General features: G+C 59.3%; 15 protein-coding genes. 2 read left to right on the top strand and 13 right to left on the bottom strand.

The features are described 5' to 3' along the window. Positions 1-13: 13 nt before the first annotated feature. The 5 genes from ACZ0A4_RS09195 to rfaH form a co-directional block, all read right to left on the bottom strand. A complete protein-coding gene (locus tag ACZ0A4_RS09195) occupies positions 14-1,405 on the bottom strand; it encodes an undecaprenyl-phosphate glucose phosphotransferase (protein WP_463574227.1) in 1,392 nt (463 codons plus the stop codon). Between the two features lie 147 nt (positions 1,406-1,552). Further along, positions 1,553-3,868, bottom strand: a complete 2,316-nt coding sequence (locus tag ACZ0A4_RS09190) for a GumC family protein (RefSeq protein WP_463574226.1) — start codon at positions 3,866-3,868, stop codon at positions 1,553-1,555. 2 nt (positions 3,869-3,870) lie between these two features. Beyond that, the gene (locus tag ACZ0A4_RS09185) at positions 3,871-4,404 is read right to left on the bottom strand and encodes a polysaccharide biosynthesis/export family protein (RefSeq protein ID WP_463574225.1); all 534 of its coding nucleotides are present in this window, start codon (positions 4,402-4,404) and stop codon (positions 3,871-3,873) included. A 12-nt stretch (positions 4,405-4,416) separates the two neighbouring features. Further along, entirely contained in the window at positions 4,417-5,577 is a 1,161-nt protein-coding gene (locus tag ACZ0A4_RS09180; protein WP_463574224.1) for an outer membrane beta-barrel protein, read from the bottom strand. Between the two features lie 36 nt (positions 5,578-5,613). After that, positions 5,614-6,150 (bottom strand): transcription/translation regulatory transformer protein RfaH, encoded by a 537-nt coding sequence (rfaH, locus tag ACZ0A4_RS09175; RefSeq protein WP_463574223.1) that lies wholly within the window; start codon positions 6,148-6,150, stop codon positions 5,614-5,616. A gap of 597 nt (positions 6,151-6,747) precedes the next feature. On the opposite strand from rfaH, the gene ACZ0A4_RS09170 reads away from it, so the two are divergent. After that, a complete protein-coding gene (locus tag ACZ0A4_RS09170) occupies positions 6,748-7,725 on the top strand; it encodes an NAD-dependent epimerase (RefSeq protein WP_463574221.1) in 978 nt (325 codons plus the stop codon). Positions 7,726-7,786: 61 nt separating this feature from the next. Here the strand turns inward: ACZ0A4_RS09170 and ACZ0A4_RS09165 are convergent, their stop codons facing one another. The 6 genes from ACZ0A4_RS09165 to ACZ0A4_RS09140 all read right to left on the bottom strand — a co-directional run bounded on the left by ACZ0A4_RS09165 (position 7,787) and on the right by ACZ0A4_RS09140 (position 14,889). Then, a complete protein-coding gene (locus tag ACZ0A4_RS09165) occupies positions 7,787-8,599 on the bottom strand; it encodes a DUF1206 domain-containing protein (protein ID WP_463574220.1) in 813 nt (270 codons plus the stop codon). A gap of 184 nt (positions 8,600-8,783) precedes the next feature. Further along, complete coding sequence (locus ACZ0A4_RS09160; RefSeq protein ID WP_463574219.1) at positions 8,784-9,788, bottom strand: XdhC family protein; 1,005 nt, start codon at positions 9,786-9,788, stop codon at positions 8,784-8,786. Between the two features lie 13 nt (positions 9,789-9,801). Then, a complete protein-coding gene (locus ACZ0A4_RS09155) occupies positions 9,802-11,154 on the bottom strand; it encodes a c-type cytochrome (RefSeq protein WP_463574218.1) in 1,353 nt (450 codons plus the stop codon). Between the two features lie 17 nt (positions 11,155-11,171). Next, on the bottom strand, positions 11,172-13,424 hold the full coding sequence (locus tag ACZ0A4_RS09150) for a xanthine dehydrogenase family protein molybdopterin-binding subunit (RefSeq protein ID WP_463574216.1): 2,253 nt from the start codon (positions 13,422-13,424) through the stop codon (positions 11,172-11,174). Further along, positions 13,424-13,879: a (2Fe-2S)-binding protein gene (locus tag ACZ0A4_RS09145; protein WP_463574215.1), complete on the bottom strand. Its 456-nt coding sequence runs from the start codon at positions 13,877-13,879 to the stop codon at positions 13,424-13,426. The genes ACZ0A4_RS09150 and ACZ0A4_RS09145 overlap by 1 nt, the downstream gene beginning before the upstream one ends. Before the next feature lie 77 nt (positions 13,880-13,956). After that, a complete protein-coding gene (locus ACZ0A4_RS09140; protein ID WP_463574213.1) occupies positions 13,957-14,889 on the bottom strand; it encodes an AraC family transcriptional regulator in 933 nt (310 codons plus the stop codon). 230 nt (positions 14,890-15,119) lie between these two features. Here ACZ0A4_RS09140 and ACZ0A4_RS09135 point away from each other — a divergent pair, with 230 nt between their 5' ends. Beyond that, the gene (locus ACZ0A4_RS09135) at positions 15,120-16,328 is read left to right on the top strand and encodes an MFS transporter (protein WP_463574212.1); all 1,209 of its coding nucleotides are present in this window, start codon (positions 15,120-15,122) and stop codon (positions 16,326-16,328) included. A 64-nt stretch (positions 16,329-16,392) separates the two neighbouring features. Here the strand turns inward: ACZ0A4_RS09135 and ACZ0A4_RS09130 are convergent, their stop codons facing one another. Further along, complete coding sequence (locus ACZ0A4_RS09130; RefSeq protein ID WP_463574211.1) at positions 16,393-17,061, bottom strand: DUF3313 domain-containing protein; 669 nt, start codon at positions 17,059-17,061, stop codon at positions 16,393-16,395. A 90-nt stretch (positions 17,062-17,151) separates the two neighbouring features. Continuing rightward, positions 17,152-19,182, bottom strand: a complete 2,031-nt coding sequence (locus ACZ0A4_RS09125) for an alkyl/aryl-sulfatase (RefSeq protein WP_463574209.1) — start codon at positions 19,180-19,182, stop codon at positions 17,152-17,154. Positions 19,183-19,197: the final 15 nt, after the last annotated feature.

Here is a 19,197-nt window from a genome sequence, read left to right as displayed (position 1 = left end):
GCTCGGGCAGGGGTCAATAGATGTTTTTCGAGAACAGGGTGAAGGGCGTCTTGATGAGGATTTTGATGTCGAGCCACAGCGACCATTGGTTGATGTAGTTGAGGTCCTGGGCGACGCGCAGCTGCATCTTTTCCACCGTCTCGGTTTCGCCGCGATGGCCGGTGATCTGGGCGAGGCCGGTGATGCCCGGCTTGAGGCGATGGCGGGCCATGTAGGCGCGCACCTTGCCGGTGTAATAAATGTTATGGGTGACGGCATGCGGGCGCGGGCCGACCAGGGCCATCTGCCCGGACACGACGTTGAACAACTGCGGCAGTTCGTCGATGGAACTGCGGCGCAGGAACCCGCCGATCGGGGTGAGGCGGGCATCGTCACGGGTGGCCTGGCGCACCTCGCGATCGTCGTGGACGTGCATCGAACGAAACTTCCAGACCTTGATCACTTCTCCGTTGCAACCGTGGCGGGCCTGCTTGAACAGCACCGGGCCTGCGGAGGTGAGCTTGACGGCGACAGCCACCGCCAGCAGCAAGGGACTGAGCAGAATAATGGCCGCGCCGGCCAGGCTGCGTTCAAACAGGTCCTTGCAAAACAGGCTCGCCGGGTGCGAGCTGATGAGGCTTTCATTGAGGTAAATCGCCGGCATCCGCTCGATTTCCGAGATCGAATGGTTGAGCAACACCATGCTGCCGAAGTCCGGAATCCACACCACGTCGACATTCATGTCCAGGAGGTCGATGTACAGCGCTTCGATGGTCGCGGCATGCGCCATGGTCAGCACGATGTAGACGCGGCGCACCTCCAGACGCGTGATGATCTCGCGGATCGCGGCAACGTGACCGAGCAGCGGCAGAATGCTCGGAGCCGGGCCGCTGTTGTCGGCGGCAGCGATGAAACCGAGCACCAGCGCGCGGTTCGGTCGGGAGAGTTTTTTCGCCAGCTCATGGGCCGTCGGGCAGGTGCCAATGATCACCGAGCGGCGCTCTTTGCAGACCCGGCGTGAATGCAATCGGGCCAGGTAATGCAGGGGCAAAAAGCTCAATGCCTGGATGACGAAACCGAGCACCGCCCAGACCATGATTACCTGGCGCGAGTAAATCGCGCTGGTCTGGGTAATGAAGGCAATCGCCGCCAGCACGGCCAGTAGAATCAGCCACGCCGCAAGCAATCGGCCCAGGCCAACCAACAGGCCATGGCGCTTGTGGTAGACCTGCATCACGCTGTAAATCGGCACCGAACCGAGCACCGCGAGAATGATCAGGATGCGGTATTCGCTGTTCAGACTGCCGACGCGCCAATGCACGAGCAACATCAGCAACACGGTGGTCAGCGACAGTGCGCACAGCCATTGACCCCAGAAGGTCAGGCCTCGGCGGTGCGTCATGTGAGCGGTATAGAACGGCGTCATGGGCTCAACCTCAAGGCAGCAGTCATGCATCAGCGCTAATCGAACGGACAGGACGTGTCGCCCGATGGCTATTCCGTAGCTCGGCAGAGGTGAAGCGGGTTGTGCGTTGGCAGATGGGGGCGTAGCGGCTGGCGTATTCGCCTGGTGTTACCTGGGCGCGAAATCGTAGTTATAGAACGCCCGGGAGTGGTGATGGCCGTACTTGCGCGCCTTGCGCAGGTCGACCTGGTTGAGCACGGTGCCAAACACCGGCACATGGCTCTGTTGCAACATGGCCAGGCCGCGTTGCACCTGGCTGATCGGCGTGCTGTCGGCCTTGACTACATAGATCACGGCATCCGAATGCCGCGCCAGCAACAGCGCGTCGCTGATCATCTCCGCAGGGGGGGAATCGATAATGATGTGGCGGTAACGCGACCTCAGCGCCTCAAGCATGCGCGCCATGCGCGGTGAGCTGAGCAGATCCTGCGGCGGTGGCTGTAACGGATTGAGCGAGTCGGCCGGCGACGGCAGGCGCGGGGCGGCGAACATGTCCAGCGGTGGCGGCAGGACCTTGCCGGCCGGCAACATGTCCAGATTGCCCACCGAGACAATGCAGTCTTCAAGCCTGGCGGTGCCGGCAATGACATTCGCCAGTCCGGGGCTGTCCAGTGGGAAATCGAAGTTCAGCGACAGGGTTGGCTGACGCATGTCGGCATCGATCAACAGCACGCGTTCGAGTGACGTCAGTGAGCTGGCGAGATTGTTGGCAATGGTGCTTTTACCCTCACCGGCAACCGTCGACGTCACCAGCACCACTTGCGAAGGCATTTCACTGCTTTGCAACATCAACCAGGTTCGCAGGTTGCGAATGGTCTCGGAAAAACGCGGGTTGTCGTTATCCTCGAACAGACGCGCCAGTTGCCGACGGGTTTTCTTCGTCACCAGTGGCACGACGCTGAGCAACGGAATGTTCAGCGCGTTTTCGATCGACTCGTCGGTTTTGAAGGTATTGCTCAGGCTGTCGAAGAGCAGCGCCAAGGCAACGCCGATCACCGCAGCGATTAACCCGACGATAGCGACAATCAAGGTTTTGCGCGGTTTGCTAGCGTCAACCGGAACAATGGCCGGGTCGACGATGCGTACCTTGGTCGAGTCCATGTCGGCGGTGGCGGTGGTTTCTTTCAGGCGAGTGACGAAGGTTTCATACAGCGCGCGGGAGCTGTCGACCTCACGCTGAAACTCGCGCAACTGGAACTCTTTGCGCGCAATGTCCTGGATTTGCGCCTTGTTGCTGTTGAACGACTGACGCAGCGAGGCTTCACTGGCGGTTGCCAGCTGGTATTGCCGTTCAATGCCGGCGACCACTTGCTGCACCTGCAATTGCAGGCTGGTGGTGGCGGTGCGCAATTCGGTCTGCGCAGAAAGCAGGCTCGGGTGTTTTGGCCCATAGCGGCCCGCCAGCTCATCCACCTTGGCTTGCGCCACAGCGCGGTCGGCCTGGAATTTCTGCACCAAGGGATTGCTCAGCACTGCAGGCACGCTGGAGAGCCGGCTCAGATCACCGTTGCCCAAGGCCTTCGCCTGACGGTATTCGCTCTCGGCTTCAGCGCGGTTGCGCCGGGCGTCGACCATGCGATTGCCGGTCATTTCCAGTTCGTTGGCACTGATGGTGGCAACGCCGCCGACGTCCACCAGACCTTGCTCTTCGCGGTAGCCCTGGAGCTTTTTCTCGGCGACACGCAAGTTGTCGCGCAGTTTGACCAGCCGTGTGTTCATCCAGGCTGTGGTGGTTTGCGAGGACTTTTCGCTGGTGTCGAGCTGGCTGTCGGTGAAGCCTTGGGCCAACGCATTGGCCGCTGCGGCTGCGAGAACCGGATCGGGCAACTCGACCTCGATTTCGAGCAACTGGCTCTTGCCGACGAACTTGACGCTGGTGTGCAGCATGAGGTTCTGCGTGACCTGATTGAAGACGTCTTCTTCAGTGGGCTCCTCTTTGTTGTTCAGCGGCATCACCCGACTCAGCTCCGGGATCCATTGATCAAGGTCGAGATCCGCCAGCCACTGGCGCGGTGCAAACCAGGGCTTTGATTGCTGGCGCGGGTCGGTGACCGGGTGGGTGGTCAGGCCGAGTTTTTTCACTGCGCGTTCGGCGAGATCGCGCGATTGCAGGAGCGCCTGCTGGGTCTGCAAGTAATCCGTGGCGTTGCCGCCCGAATCCTTGACTTGCTGAAAGGACATCAGCGGCGGTGTCTTATCGTTGAACAGCAAAGTGGTGCTGCCGATGTATTGCGGCGTGATGTTCGAGACCACAATCGCGGCCAGCGCAGCACTGGCCAGCACCAGCCAGGCGATGCTCCATTTGGCGCGCCAGATCACTCTCCAGAGCTTTAACAGGTCAAGGGTGTCCTTGTCTTCGCTGTACTGCTGATGCAGATGCGCTTGCAAAGGACGTTCGACGTAGGTGCTAGGGCTGTTGTCCATGATTAGAAAAAGCCTTGTGCAATTGAAATGGTGTCACCGGGGGCAATCGTGGTGTTGCGCGTCACGTCATCGGTGAGGGTCGCGCCACCATCGCCGCGCAAAATGGTCACGCGCTTGATAGAGGCACGCTCGGTCAGGCCACCGCCCAAGGCGATGGCTTTCTCCAGAGTCAGGCCGGGCACGAACGGGTAGCTGCCGGGTTTCTTCACTTCGCCATTGATGTAGAAAGACCGGTATTCAATCTGGCTGAGGCTGACTTTCGGGTCGATCAGGTAACCCTGTTTCAGCCCGTCGACGATGATTTTTTCGACTTGGCCGGGGGTCAGGCCCTTGGCGGAAATCTCGCCCAGAAAAGGGTAGGAAAAAGTGCCAGCGTCGCTGAGGCGGATCTTTTTCAGGCTCAATTCCGGCTCACCGAAGACGATGATGCGCAAGACATCGCCAGCGGCCAGTTTGTATTGAGTGTCGGGGCCTGCGGCAAAGGTATGAGGTACAAAACACAGGGCGAACAACAGGACGAGCGTGCGTGTGTTCATGTCGAAACCCTCTTAAAGGCTGACGTTGAAACTGATCTGGAACACGTTGCGGGTGAAGCTTTCATTGTCGGCATCGGAATCGTTGTCGCGGTACCGATAACCCAGTTCGATATCCAGCCAGCGGCGCATCGCGTACACCACGGCCAGGTTGTAGTCCTGAAGATTGTCGGTTCGGCTCTGGCCTTCGTAGACATAACGGCCGTACCCGGCTTGTGCCACCGTGGTGATCCGTTCGGTCCAGCCGTGACGCCAACCGATCTGAGTGAATGTCGACTTCACGGCATCAGCGCCATCGTCACCCTCGGCAAGGGCCTGACGAGCGACAAAGGTAAACGTCGAATAGGTTCGCGGTTTCCATTGCAAGTCCACTTGCCAGGTCGGGTTGTTGAGGTCTTTGGATTCGCTGTTGTCGAAGTTCTTGCGCTCATAACCGAGGCGCACTTTGCCGGTCGTGCGTGCGGTGAAATCCCACACGGCACCGGCCAGTACCGCATCGGATTTACTGCTGCGCGGGCTGTTGGCTTGCTGATAATCAAAGTCGGTGTGGTCATATTCGAGCAGGCCGCGAGTGTTACTGCCGATGCGGTGATACCAGGTGCTGGTGAGGGCGGTGGTATTGCGTTCCTTGTCGTCGTTGATGCCGTCGGCATTGTCGTAGCGAAGTTGCGCGTAACTGGCCCCTACATCGATTTGGTTATCCGCACTTTTAGCGCCGAAGGTGTAGAGACCGCCCACGCGTTTGTTGTTGAGCTTGTCGTTGATGCCCTCGACTGCCGTCGACTCGGTGCGCTCCCATTTACGGTATTCAGCGTCGAGCTTGAGACGATGCCGGTCGGTGAACTCCATGATGCTGTCGGCACGCACGCGCTGGGCAGTGTTCGAGGCATCCGAGTCGTCGTGATAGATGTAACGCGTGGGCTGCCAGATCAAGCGAGTGGCGCTGTTGCGGTCTTCGGCCTTGAGTTCGAAGGAGGGCGCCAGTTTGGTGACCATTGAGGACTGCTTGCTGTTTTCCACTTCGCGAAAGTTGTCGTCATAACTTTCTGAAAACAAAAAGGATGGCGTGAAATCGAATCCGTAAACATCAATGGCTTGCGGATTGATACTCCACGCCATTCCGGGATAAAGAGAGGCCATCATCAGTGCGACAGGGCATCGTGACTTCAAGGTCATGTTATAGCTCCTGAGCAAGGCATATAAGGAAAGGGCTTAGTTATAGGTCTGAAAGTTGCGGTGTTGACGTTCGATCACGCTGAGTGGCAAGCAAACGGATTGGTCGCGATTGAGAAATTGCAGGAGGATCATCACGCGATCAGTGCCGTGCAAACCGAGAAACACACCCTCCAAGGATGCCAGAGGGCCGCTGACGATCTGCAGGTTCTGCCCCGGTTTCAGCGCCTCATCCGGCCCCGACAGCGACGATTCGATACAGCGCACACGCAGGTGCTCGATGACATGCTCTGCCACCGTTGCCGGCCCGTGATTGAATTCGACGATACGACTGACCCCGCGCGTGGAACGCAAGGGCCCCCAATTGTCGTTACGACTGAGCTGGATAAACAAATAGCCGGGAAACAGCGATTCGCGCACTCGCTGTCGTTTCCCGCGAATGATGCGTTCACTGAGGAGTTGGGGATGGAATACCACGTAATCCTGTTGGAGCAGGTTCAGGTGAGCGCGCTCATCCTGACGTGGTTTGCATTGCAAAAGGTACCAAAAGGGACGTTCGGAGCTGATAACTGGCATGCTGGTAAACTCTGTAATGATCGAAAGTTTATGCAGGCAGAAGCTCTATCGAGGGCTAAGTAAGGCACGTGGCGAAAGTCTTATTTTATTAACACTGAGGTGTTTCAATCTCGAATCACAAAGCGTTTCATTAAGGTGCGTCCAACTGAGGCGTGACGCTATATTGTGCGGCGCATGGGGAATAAGCCGCGGCTTAACTTTTCAGAAGGCAAAGCTACCGCACGGTCTGCTCATGCAGCTTTAACGATAGGTAACTAAGTAGTTGTCTCTGAAACGACAGGGCGCGACTAGAAGATTGCTCGCGCCCTGTAAAAATGAACCTTGGTAGTTATCGGCCAGTCTTTGCGGTCTGTCAAACGATCCCAGTCAAAAAACACGCCATTTATCTGCTAATGATGGCACTCGTGCGCAGGTTATTGTTTTCCAAGGCGTCATCCTTTTGTCGGAAGACAAGAAACTTTACTGTCACTTCAGAGTCGTCGCCCGCTATTTAGATCGGTCGTTAATCCCCATAGTTGGGGAAGTTATAAAGTCTGGACTGCGCAAGTCGACCAACGCTATAACTAATCGCCTGTTGAATTGGCTGGAGAGGCGAATATGTCCGTTCTTGTTACAGGTGCTGCAGGCTTTGTCGGATATCACACGGTCAGACGGTTGATACTGCAAGGCCATCAAGTAATCGGCATCGACAACCTCAACGATTACTACAGCGTGGAACTCAAACAGGCGCGCCTTCAGAAGTTGAGCGAGCTACAGGGTTTCCGTTTCCAGACCATGGACATTGTCGATAAGCCAGCCTTGATGGCTTTGTTCGAAGAGCACGGTTTCACCGAGGTCGTGCATTTGGCCGCTCAAGCGGGTGTCCGCTATTCGCTCGACAACCCGGATGCCTATGCGCAATCAAATCTGCTGGGCTTTCTCAATGTACTGGAAGCCTGCCGGCACTATCCACCTGCGCATCTGATCTACGCGTCGAGCAGTTCGGTGTACGGGGCCAACAGCAAGTTGCCATACAGCGTCGATGACGCGGTCGAGCATCCGGTGTCCCTGTATGCCGCCACCAAACGCGCCAATGAACTGCTTGCCGACAGCTACTGCCATCTCTACGGCCTCAAGGCTAGCGGACTGCGGTTTTTTACCGTCTATGGGCCATGGGGACGACCGGACATGGCGTTGTTCAAGTTCACCGAAGCGATCCTTCAGGGGCGGCCGATTGATATTTATAACCAGGGCCAGATGGCGCGGGACTTTACCTACGTCGATGACGTTGTCGAGAGCATCGTCCGCCTGTGCCCAAAGCCGCCAACGCCCGACAAAGACGCCCATGGCAGTCACCGGATTTTCAACCTCGGGCGTGGCAGGCCGATCGCGCTACTGGATTTTGTCGACTGTCTGGAGACGGCATTGGGCATAAAAGCCCAGCGCAATTTGCTGCCGATGCAGGCAGGCGATGTCGTCAAGACCTGGGCTGATGTTTCGGCGCTGGCAGACTGGATCGGGTGTTCGCCGCAGGTCGAGGTTGAGGTGGGTGTGGCGGAGTTTGTACGCTGGTATCGCCAGTATTATCGGGTGTGAGTGATCGGGCGGTGGATAACCCGTAACGAGATGACGAGCGCCATGGGGACTGGATTACACCCTACGGTCTCGCGACTCCCGGCACATCCATATTGATCTTGCGCCAGAAAGCTTCCGCCAGACTGTAGACCGCGAAGGCAATCAGTCCCAAGGCCATCACCATCAAAATCAGCCAGCCAGCGGGTAGATTCTGCAGCGCATCGAGCGCTTCCTTCATACCGGGTGGATCCATGGCCTGATAGCTGGAACCGCTGACGGCCAGCAGCAATGCAATCTCGATAAACACCACTCCGCGCGCTATCAGACCAAACCGGGAGACCGGGCGAACGTAGCGCATGACATCCTCGTCGGCCTGGAAATACTTCTCGAACGTCGCTTTCCATCCCTTGAAGATGTGGGCAATGCCGACCCCAAGCGGAATGAGGGCGATCAGGTACACCAGCCAGTTCGAGTGTTCCCAGGACAGCAGATGCGCCAGCCAGTCTTTGGTCTGTCCTGCAGAATTGCCCGAGCTTTTAATCCCGCTGATGAGCAGGCCCAATGCAAAGAACGCCAGAGCACCGTTGACCAAACCTCCCACAAACAGCCCTGTGCGAATCACCAGACCTTTGAGTTTTGTGCCGTGATGATCGACATCACGCGTTGCCTGCAGGACACGCCAGGCGGCAAATGCGAGCAGTCCCGCCACGACAAGTCCAACCAGAAAATAGCCGAATGGCTGGCCCAGCAGGGCTTCCAGACTCTTGTGACTGTCCTTCGGTCTGGTCGAATCCTGGGCCGCCAGCAACGCAAAGATGCCGATGATCAAATACAGCATTCCCCGGGCGGCGTAGCCTCCCCGAGCGAGGATGACAAGGTTGCGTTGCGCTGACATGGGACGTATTCCTGAGAGGTCACAGGAGAGCAGACCGTTCTTGCCCCGAGGGGTTCTATGACTTGTCGAAGAACACAGTGAGCTGGTTTGTGTCGATAACTCATCAATAGCCGGAATCGTCACCTGATAACACCACGTCGTTTCATTGCTGGCCGATAACGCCGACGCAGAGTAGCCGCGCGGCTCATTCTGCGAGCGCTTTGGCCCTGGCAATTGAAAACCCTTTCGGCAGGCTGGCGCCATTCTTCGCCGCAAGAATTTCGGCCATCACGCTAACGGCGATTTCCGCCGGGGTCTTGCTGCCGATGTAGAGGCCGATCGGCCCGTGCAGGCGTTCAAGCGATGCCTCGGTTTCACCAAAATGCCCGATCAGGCGCTCGCGGCGCAGTTGGCTGTTGCGCCGCGAGCCGATCGCACCGACGTAGTACGCCGGGCCGTGGAGCGCTTCGAGCAGGGCCAGATCGTCGAGTTTGGGGTCATGACTCAAGGCGACGATGCAGGTGCGCTGATCGACCGCGAAGTCGCGCACCACGTCGTCCGGCATGCCGACAATGCGCTCCACACCGTCTACCGCCCACGTCTCGATGTACTCGGGACGCGGATCGCACACCGCCACTTTGAAACCGTTGAACAAGGCCATGGTCGCCAGATACTCGGCCAGCGCGCCGGCACCGATCATCAGCATCCGATAGCCCGGCCCCAAGGTGTTTAGCATCTGCACGCCATCGAAGCTGAACTGTTCCGGCGTTGCGGTCGGTTCGAGCATCACCTGACCGGACTCTAGCGCCAAACGACGGCGAACCAGTTGCCCGGCATTCAGTTGCACCAGCAACGCGTCGAGCGACCGCCACGACGGGTTGAGCTCAAGGATCAGTTCCAGCGTGCCACCGCAGGGCAAACCGAACCGATGCGCCTCATCGGCGCTGACGCCATAGCGCACCACTTGCGGTGCGCTGTCGCTAAAAGCGCTGCCGCCATGGGCCGTGGTGTAGCGATGGATCAGATCATCCTCAATGCAGCCGCCGGACACGCTGCCGACCACGCGACCATCGTCACGCAAGGCCATCATCGATCCCGTCGGCCGTGGTGACGAACCCCAAGTGCGCGCCACCGTGGCGAGCAACACACGTTCGCCAGCGGCGAGCCAGTCCCGCGCCGTGCGCAGGACCAGCAAGTCGATGCTTTCCATCAGTCTCTCTCCTCTAGCGCATTTGCAGGATGATCGGGCTGCTGCTGGCCGGATCGGTGTGTTCACGCAATTTGCCCACCATCTGCGCATCAACAGCGCTGCCCTGATTGCCCCAGGTGCTGCGCATGAAAGTCAGCACTTCGGCGATCTGCTGATCCGACAGCTGCTCACGGAAGGCCGGCATGCGATAGGCATCCGGCACGCCGGCCGCCACCACACGTTGCGAACCATTGAGGGTGATGTTGATCGCCGAGGCGCTTTCCTTGGCCAGTGCCGAGGTGGCGCCGGCCAGCGGCGGCATCCATTCAGGTTGCCCCTTGCCGTCGAGGCCGTGGCACGAAGCACAGCGCGTCACGTAGGTATGCGCACCGGGCGAGTCCAGACGTTGCGCTGCCGAAACCGCTTGATACTGCCACGGTGCGCCATCCCGTTCGCGATCCCCGGCAAGCGACTTCAGGTAGTGGGCAATCGCGGTCAGATCTTCATCGCTCATGAACTGCGTGGAGTTGTTGAACGCCTCGGTCATTGAGCCATAGACCACCGCGTGTTGATTGCGACCGGTCTTGAGGAACTGCACGATTTCCGCCTCGCTCCAGCGGCCCAGACCGGTGTTGTGATCATCACGCAGGCTCGGTGCGTACCAGCCATCGAGCAAGGCGCCGGCGAGGTACGGCTTACCAGTGTCATCCAGTGCCTTCTCGTTGAACGCCAAGCCACGCGGCGTATGGCAACTGCCGCAATGCCCGGCGCCCTGAACGAGGTAAGCGCCACGGTTCCACTGTTGATCCTGCGACGGTTTGGCTACGTAGGGTTCGGCGTCGACAAACACGCCGTTCCACAGTGCGATCGGCCAGCGCAGGTTCAGCGGAAACGGAATCGCACTGGGGATGTTCGCTTGCTTCACCGGCGTCACGCCTTTCATGAAGAACGCATACAGCGCACGCACATCGTCATCACTGAGCTTGGCGTAGGACGGGTAGGGCATCGCCGGATACAGACGGCGACTGTCGGGTGCCACGCCGTGACGCACCGCCCGGTCGAAATCCGCCAGGCTGTAGTGGCCGATGCCGGTTTCCGCGTCCGGGGTGATATTGGTCGCGTGGATTGAGCCCAGCGGTGTGGCCATTTCCAGGCCGCCGGCGAATGGCGCGCCGCCCGGCACGCTGTGACAGGCCACGCAATCGCTGAGCCGGGCGACGTATTCGCCACGTGCGACCAATGCCGGGTCGATGTCGGCCACGGTGATCTGAGGGTGTTCAAGGCGTGAGACAGGCTCGCGGGTGACATACCAGGCCAGCAGGCCTGCCGCGACCAGGCACGGCACTGCCAGCCAGCCAGCGGTTCTTGCGAATCGGCTGTTATTCATGGACGCTCCGGCGCTGATCAAGTGAAGGTGTGTCGGCTCATGGGCAGGCTGCGCACCCGCTGACCGGTTAGCGCTGCCACCGCGTTAGCGACGGCGGGCGCGACCGCAGGCAGCGGCGGTTCCCCGATACCACCCATTTTTTCCCCACTCTCGACCACCCGCACATGGACCCGAGCCATCCGCGCAGGCGGCAGGATCGGATACAAGTCGTAGTTGCGCGCCCGGGGTTTGCCATCAATCCACACGGCTTCTTCCACCAGGGTTTGCGACAGCCCCAACGCCACGGCGCCATTGACCTGCGCCTCGACAATCGCCGGGTTGACGATGCTGCCGGGGTCAATCGCTTGCCAGATGTCGTGCACCTTGACCTGGCCGTTCTCGATGGACACCTCGGCGATCACCGCTGTCTCCGTTCCGAACGGCGAAGCCATGGCCACGCCTCGTGCACGTTTGCTGCCGTCCTCGGCGGTAAACGGCCCACGCTTCCAGCCGCCCGACAGTTCACCCACCGCTTGCAGCAGGGTGGTCAGTCGTTTGTTGTCACGCAGCAAATGCAGGCGCAGGTCGAACGGGTCCTTGCCGCCCTTGTCGGCCAGTTCATCGAGGAACGATTCATAAAAGAAGTCGTTGAGCGAATTGCCCACCGAACGCCAGTAACCGAGCATCGCTGGACCTTTGACGTAGATCTGCGCGATGCGTTTGTTGGGGATCGCATAGGTTTTGCCTGACAACCCTTCAAGCGCCGTCGGGTCGAGCTTTTCACCTTGCTTGCCGGCGAGGGCTTCGGTCGGGCCTTCAGTGGCACTGATCGCTTCGATTGCCAGCGGCCAGCCGTCGGCGTCCAGCGCGGCACGGAAGTTCACCGCAGCAACGGGGCGCAGCACATCGCGCAGGAACTCTTCCTCGCGACTCCAGATCAGTTTGACCGGGCGGCCAACCGCTTTCGCCAGCGCGATCGCCTGCGGATAGGGACTGGCCGAATCGTAGAGAAAATGCCGGCCAAAGAACCCGCCCAGCAGTGGCGAATGCAAGGTGATGCGCGACGGATCCAGCCCTGTGCGTTTGGCGATGTCGGCGCGGAACATGTCCGGCGCCTGATTCGGCAACCAGACTTCCAGCGAACCGTCGGGGTTGAAGCGGGCCAGTGCCGAAGGCGGCTCTAACTGCCCGTGATTCAGGTATTGGTTGTGGTAAGTGGCGTCGATCCGAGTCTTGGTTTCCTTGAGAATCGACGCCACGTCGCCTTCGTTTTCATCATCTTTGGCCGGACCTTTATCTTCCGCGAGGCGTTTGAACCAGGCGTCGCTGGAAAAGTCAGCGGGCATCGGCCGCACTTTGCTCCCGGCCGTTGGTTCTTGCCAGTCAACCTGTATCGCCTCGACCGCACGTTTGGCGTGCCACCAGCGTTCAGCGACTACTGCCACAGCGCCTGGCAGACGGTGCACGGAATGCACGCCTTTCATCGCCATGATCTGGTCTTCGTTGCGCAGGTTGCCGACCGTCATGCCCAAGCGCGGGGCATGTTGCACGGCAGCATGAAGCATGTCGTCGACCTTCAGATCGATGCTGTAGAGCGCTTTGCCCGTGGACTTGTCGTAGGCATCAAGACGCTTCACCGGTTTGCCGATCCAGCGGAACTGGCTCGGATCACGCAGCTTCACAGAGGCCGGATCAGGAACCGGTAGATCCATCGCACGCTCGGCCAGCTCACCGTAGGCCAACGAGCGGCCCGACTTGGCATGCACGACTTTTCCAGGCTCGGTGCTCAACTCGCTGACTTGCACGCCAAGTTGCTGCGCGCCTGCCTGCAATAACATGGCGCGGGCGAGGGCGCCGAGGCGGCGCATGACCGGGTAACTCATGCGCACCGACATGCTGCCGCCGGTGATGCGCATGCCGTTTTCCAACACTACATAGGCTTCGCCGGGCGGCGCCGCTTCGACCAGGAAGGTCGACGGATCGGCATCGAGTTCTTCACCGACAATCTGCGCCATCGCGGTGAACGTGCCTTGTCCGCCTTCCATGAACGGGCAGAGCAGGCGCACGCGGTTGTCTGGACGGATTTCGAGAAACGCCGGCACTTGCGTGCCGCGTTCGGCCGTCGCCGCTGCAACGGCAGCTTGCACGCGCGTCGCACCCAGCGGCAGGCCGAAGCCGAGGACCAGTGCGCCGACGGCGGTGCCGGTGAGAAAACGTCTGCGCGAAACATTGATCGGTTCGTGCAGATCCAGTGCTGAGGCTTGCAGTGAAGGGTCGATTCGAACGTTCATCACGCGTCTCCCTTGCCGGCCAGCTCATGCATGGCGGCATGAATCGCGTTGTAAGTGCCGCAGCGGCACAGATTGACCATCGCCGCCTCGATCTGCGCATCACTCGGTTTGGGGTTTTGTTTGAGCAGTGCGGTGGCGGCCATCACCTGCCCGGACTGGCAGTAGCCGCACTGGGCGACCTGCAGATCGACCCAGGTCGAGACCACCCGTTTGCCCACGTCATCGCTTTCGATGGCCTCAATGGTGGTGACCTCGCGGCCGACCGCACCGGCCACCGGCGTGACGCACGAGCGCACCACGTTGCCATCCACCAGCACCGAGCAGGCGCCGCATTGCGCCAGTCCGCAGCCGTACTTGGTCCCGGTCATGCCCAGATCATCGCGGATCACCCACAGCAAGGGCGTATCGGCGTCGGCATCGACCTGATAGGTCTTCTGGTTGATTCGTAGTTCCATGATTCACCCGCTGATCATCGGTTGACGTGCATTGTTATGAGCGGTGACACGCGGCGAGGCGCATCACCGTTTTTCGTTCAATTCGCTACTGTGCCGAGGGCTTCTGCTTCAAATGGCTGCCCGCGCAGGACGGCTATGTCTCGACTCGGCGCGGTGCCGAACAGCCGGCCATATTCGCGACTGAACTGCGAAGGACTTTCATAGCCGACTGCAAACGCCGCCCGCGACACGTCGAGGCGCTCGACCAGCATCAGCCGCCGCGCTTCATTGAGCCGCAGCCATTTCTGGTATTGCAGCGGACTCATGCCGGTGAGCTGACGGAAATGATGGTGAAAGGTCGGCGCGCTCATCTGTACCCGCGCGGCCAGATCGTCGATGCGCAGGGCATCTGCGTAGTTGAGCTTGAGCCAGTCAATCGCCTTGGCGATGCGATAACCCTGACCATCGACGGCCGTGATCTGCCGCAGCCGTGCGCCTTGGTCGGTATGCAGCAACCGATAGTGGATTTCGCGCAGAATCAGCGGCGCCAGCACCAGGATCGCCTCGGGTTCGTCGAGCAATGCCAGCAGGCGATCAAGCGCGCCCTCCAACGCCGACGACAGACTGCCAATCGCGGCGCCCGTGCCCGTTGAGGGTTGGCGCTTGGCCGGCAAGCCACTCTTGGTGATGACCTCGGCGAGCATGCTCACATCCAGCTTCAGCACGAGGCCGACACAGGGCTGCTCGGGGCTGGCAAGCATTACTTCGGAGTTGGCGGGCAGATCCAGTGAGGTCACCAGAAACCGCGAAGGGTCATAGCTGTAGCCCTTACCACCGACCCACAAGCGCTTCTCGCCGCGACCGACGAGAATCAGGCTCGGTTCGATCATGCACACAACAGGTGGCGCCGGTTGGTCGCGACGAAACAACGTCAGCCCGGGTATGGCCGTGGCGAAGTCACCCGGGGCCTTCACGCGCGGGTCTATGTGCAACGCCAAAGGCGATTGCTGCGGCTGGGGGGTAGGGATCATGTCGGGTCACTCCTGTTGACCGAACTCTAATCCGCGAGCGAGACGTTTCCTATCCATCACCCTGCATCGCCAGAGGATCAGGCAAGCATTCAAGAGGAATGCACTAGGGAAGGGCCGGATTGACCGGGAGAATGTGTCTATCTGTTACAGGGGCAGTGCTCGCAAGAGCGACAAACTGCTTGCCCCTGCGCATCACACCCCTACGTTTTTTCGCACCACAGGTAGCTCCCATGACGTTTCCTTCTACAGATCCTTCTAAAAGAACAGGCGGCTGGAGCGCTGTGTTGGCCATGTCGCTGGCCGCATTCGCTTTGGTCGCTTCAGAGTTCATGCCCGTCAGTCTGCTGACGCCGATTGCTGCAGACCTGCACATCACCGAAGGCCAGGCCGGGCAGGGGATTTCCGTCTCGGGTGCCTTTGCCTTGATCACCAGTCTGTTGATTGCCTCGGTCGCTGCTCGCGTCGAACGCAAGAAATTGCTGCTGGGCCTGACCTTGCTGATGATCGTCTCCGGTACGGTCGTCGCGGTCGCGCCGGGTTATCCGTCATTCATGTTCGGACGCGCGTTGATCGGGATAGCGATTGGTGGTTTCTGGTCATTGTCGGCAGCGACTGCAATGCGCCTGGTGAAGCCTGAACAGGTTTCGCGAGCGCTGGCCATCGTCAATGGCGGTAACGCCTTGGCCACGGTTATCGCCGCTCCGGCAGGGAGCTTTCTTGGCTCGCTGATCGGCTGGCGCGGGGCATTCTTCTGTGTGGTTCCGGTCGCAGTGCTGGCCGCCGTGTGGCTGCTGATCAGCCTGCCGTCCTTCAAGGCCGAGCGCCAGGCCGGTAGCGGCAACGTTCTGCGCCTGATGACGCAATTGCCAGTGGCCTTGGGCATGGTCGCCGTCAGCGTCTTTTTCATGGGCCAGTTCATGCTGTTCACCTACCTGCGACCCTTTCTTGAAGGCGTGACGGGTGTCAGTGTCTCAACCTTGTCTTTGATGCTGCTGGGGCTGGGACTGGCCGGTTTTATCGGCACCTTTCTGATCGAACGGTTTATGGGCCGCGGCCTCTACCGCACGTTGACCGTCATCCCGCTGATCATGGCGGCCATCGCGCTGGCGTTGGTCAGCTTCGGCAAATCACCGGTGCTGACCGCCGTGTTGCTCGGCCTCTGGGGACTGGTTGCGACGGCCGCGCCGGTCGGCTGGTGGACATGGCTGGCGCAGACGCTTCCGGATGATGCGGAGGCTGGAGGCGGCTTGCTCGTGGCGATTGTTCAACTGGCGATCGCCGGTGGCGCAATCATTGGTGGTCTGGCTTTTGATCTGAGTGGTTATAAAGCTACGTTCGAGCTTAGTGCCGCTGTCCTGGTTGTCGCGTCGGTGTTGGCGTGGATGGCGGGGCGCAATGCCACGGAGGTTCATCTTGTCGAGGCGAATGCGGCTGCTTGAGGGGAGCAGCCGTTTCGCGTACCACTAACCTGCGCAGGCTCACGTCAGGTGGCCGTGGTCGGCGCTATTTCTTCAGTTGCTCATAAGACTTGACCATGTCCCGCGCCCAGACATCGAGCACCGCTTTGAAGTCATTGGCCTGCAGAACCTGCGCGGAGTTGTCGAGATCAGCGCCGGCGCCCTTGCGCACCACTTCGGCGACCAGTTTGTTGTCACTTCCATCGAGAAACGCGGCTTCGGTCGCCAGGCTGGTGTCCTGATCACGAATGCCGGTGGCGGCGCTGACGCCAGCGGCCACCAGTGCAATCGGGATCACTTCATACGGACGCAGCCCCTTGGTCTTGGCACTGGCCGCGGTGATCGCCGGACGTACCACCAGCACGCCCGGCCCTGGGCCGCTGGCGAGCGGAAGCGCGCTGGAAAAGGCATTTTTCAAGGTCTGATCGTAGTACTGAGTGATGCCATTGAGGGTCTTTTGCGGGATTTTCGCGGTAGGCTGCGGCTTGGGGAAGAGCTGACTGGGTTCGACGTAAACGCTGGTGAATTTGCTGACATCGACTTTCGGATCAATCCAGCGCATGACGGCTGCACCCGAAGGAGATTTCTCCTCTTTCAGGACGCTGTAGTCGCCGAGAAATCCAGAGTACTGCTCAGGGTCGACGTACTTGCTGGCACAGCCGGAAAGGGCCAGAGACAGCACACACAACGGTACAGCGAGTGCTTTAAATCGCATGAGAACGCTCCATTGTCGAAATACTAGTGACACAGGCCTACGGCAGCGTTTTGAATCGCTACCGCAGACCGACATCAACTGACTCGGTCGTTACGGCGTGACGATGTTGAACCAGAAATCGAAGTCATCCATGTACGACACCAACTCTTCGAGCTTGCCCTGCGTGCCGTCGACTTTGATATCACCCTTGGCCAAGGCGTCCTTCAAAGTGGTTTCTTTCAGCACGATTTTGTTCAAGGTGTCGCGAGTCAGGGTCACTTTGGCATCGGCGTCTTTGCTTTCAACGCCTTCAGTGTGGTTAAGCACGCCGTTCTCCATTTCCACCGAGTAGTTTTGCTTCAGATCAGTGAAATCAAAGTTGAGCGACAAACGCTTGCCATCCGCTTTCGGACCATTGAGGCGCATGGCCAGGAAATCGAAGAACAGATCGAGATCCATGGCGCGAACAGTGTCCGGACTGGCCGTGTCCGGAGTAGGCAACTTCCTCACACCATCGCGCAGTTCCTGTGCACCGGTGAGGTAGAAATTGCGCCATGGGCCGCTTTCGGCCTGGTAACCCAACTGCTCAAGCGCATCGGCTTGCAGGTTTTTCGCCGCTTGGTTGCCCGGGTTGGCAAACACCACATGATTGACCACTTCGGCGACCCAGCGGAATTCGCCTTTATCCATGTACTCCTTGGCCTTCTTGAGTACGGCGTCTTCGCCGCCCATCATTTCCACGTAATGCTTGGCGCCTTCCTCCGGCGGCAATTCATTCAATGTGGCCGGGTTGCCGGTAAACCAGCCCAGGTACAGCACATAGGTGGCTTTGACGTTGTGGTTCACCGAGCCGTAATAACCACGGTTGGAGAACTTGTTGGCGATCGCCTTGGGCAGTTTGAATTGCTCGGCGATCTCCACCATCGTGTAACCCTTGTTGATCATCCGCAGGGTTTCATCGTTGATGTAGCGGTACATGTCGCGCTGGGAAGACAGTTGCTCACGCACTTCCTTGTTGCCCCAGACTGGCCAGTGGTGCATGGCGTACATCACCTGGACATCGTCACCCCACAGTTTCAGCGCTTCGTTGAGGTACTTGGACCATGGAAGCGGTTCGCGGATCTTCGCGCCGCGCAGCGAGTAGGTGTTGTGCAGGGTATGGGTGGAGTCTTCGGCGGTGTTGAGCGCCTTTTTCTCCTTGATGTAATAGAGCATTTCCGCCGGTGCTTCACTGCCGGGCGCATACAGGAATTGATAGGTCAGGCCGTCGATGACGTGGGTTTCACCGGTGGTCTTGATGATGTCGGTCGGCGGTATCAGTGTCACGGTACCGGCCGACGTGGTGGTGCCCAGACCTGCGCCTAACTGGCCGGTTGCCGAAGGGGGTAGCAGGTTGCCGTACATGTAGCTGGCCCGACGGCTCATGGCGGTACCGGCCATGACGTTTTCGGCTACGGCGTGCTCGACGAAGCCCAGAGGGGCGTAAACCTTGACCTTTCCGGCCTTTACATCGTCTTCGTTGATCACCCCACGTACGCCGCCATAGTGATCGACGTGACTGTGGGTATAGATCACCGCGACCACGGGTTTTTTCGGCCGGTGCTGATAGTAAAGATCGAGGGCTGCCTTCGCGGTTTCGGTGGAAATTAATGGGTCAAAGATGGTGATGCCGTCCTTTCCCTCAACGATGGTCATGTTCGAAAGATCGTAGTTACGCACCTGATAGATGCCATCGGTGACTTCGAACAAACCAGAAATATTGATCAGTTGAGACTGACGCCACAGGCTGGGGTTGGTGGTGTCCGGTGCAGCCTCACCTTCCTTGATAAAGGCATACTTGGCAGGGTCCCAAATGACATTGCCCGAGCCGCCTTTTATGACTGTCGATGGCAACGGCGCAATAAAGCCTTTGTGCGCCAGTTCAAACGAGGTCTTGTCGTTGAACGGCAGCTCATTGAGCAACGCATTGTTCGCCGCCTTGGTGGCTTCCGACGCAGGCTTTGGCTTTTCTCCGTCAGCCGCGAGGGCCTGCGAAGCCAATGCTATGGCTGCTACCAACGAAAAAGCGGCGCCAGCCAGTTTCAAGGAACGCCATTCTCCACGGGGTTGGCGTTGCACTGTCGAGTGAGTTTCCCAGACCATCTTCTACGCTCCTTC

Source organism: Pseudomonas sp. AC172 (assembly GCF_979258595.1).
Note: the sequence above shows the minus strand (reverse complement) of the source record. Positions and strands in the feature narration are given on the sequence as shown.

What these genes read in the sequence shown, in the direction of transcription:
- ACZ0A4_RS09195 (WP_463574227.1), bottom strand. Translation starts at nt 1,405, where the DNA reads ATGACGCCGTTCTATACCGCTCACATGACGCACCGCCGAGGCCTGACC.
- ACZ0A4_RS09190 (WP_463574226.1), bottom strand. Translation starts at nt 3,868, where the DNA reads ATGGACAACAGCCCTAGCACCTACGTCGAACGTCCTTTGCAAGCGCAT.
- ACZ0A4_RS09185 (WP_463574225.1), bottom strand. Translation starts at nt 4,404, where the DNA reads ATGAACACACGCACGCTCGTCCTGTTGTTCGCCCTGTGTTTTGTACCT.
- ACZ0A4_RS09180 (WP_463574224.1), bottom strand. Translation starts at nt 5,577, where the DNA reads ATGACCTTGAAGTCACGATGCCCTGTCGCACTGATGATGGCCTCTCTT.
- rfaH (WP_463574223.1), bottom strand. Translation starts at nt 6,150, where the DNA reads ATGCCAGTTATCAGCTCCGAACGTCCCTTTTGGTACCTTTTGCAATGC.
- ACZ0A4_RS09170 (WP_463574221.1), top strand. Translation starts at nt 6,748, where the DNA reads ATGTCCGTTCTTGTTACAGGTGCTGCAGGCTTTGTCGGATATCACACG.
- ACZ0A4_RS09165 (WP_463574220.1), bottom strand. Translation starts at nt 8,599, where the DNA reads ATGTCAGCGCAACGCAACCTTGTCATCCTCGCTCGGGGAGGCTACGCC.
- ACZ0A4_RS09160 (WP_463574219.1), bottom strand. Translation starts at nt 9,788, where the DNA reads ATGGAAAGCATCGACTTGCTGGTCCTGCGCACGGCGCGGGACTGGCTC.
- ACZ0A4_RS09155 (WP_463574218.1), bottom strand. Translation starts at nt 11,154, where the DNA reads ATGAATAACAGCCGATTCGCAAGAACCGCTGGCTGGCTGGCAGTGCCG.
- ACZ0A4_RS09150 (WP_463574216.1), bottom strand. Translation starts at nt 13,424, where the DNA reads ATGAACGTTCGAATCGACCCTTCACTGCAAGCCTCAGCACTGGATCTG.
- ACZ0A4_RS09145 (WP_463574215.1), bottom strand. Translation starts at nt 13,879, where the DNA reads ATGGAACTACGAATCAACCAGAAGACCTATCAGGTCGATGCCGACGCC.
- ACZ0A4_RS09140 (WP_463574213.1), bottom strand. Translation starts at nt 14,889, where the DNA reads ATGATCCCTACCCCCCAGCCGCAGCAATCGCCTTTGGCGTTGCACATA.
- ACZ0A4_RS09135 (WP_463574212.1), top strand. Translation starts at nt 15,120, where the DNA reads ATGACGTTTCCTTCTACAGATCCTTCTAAAAGAACAGGCGGCTGGAGC.
- ACZ0A4_RS09130 (WP_463574211.1), bottom strand. Translation starts at nt 17,061, where the DNA reads ATGCGATTTAAAGCACTCGCTGTACCGTTGTGTGTGCTGTCTCTGGCC.
- ACZ0A4_RS09125 (WP_463574209.1), bottom strand. Translation starts at nt 19,182, where the DNA reads ATGGTCTGGGAAACTCACTCGACAGTGCAACGCCAACCCCGTGGAGAA.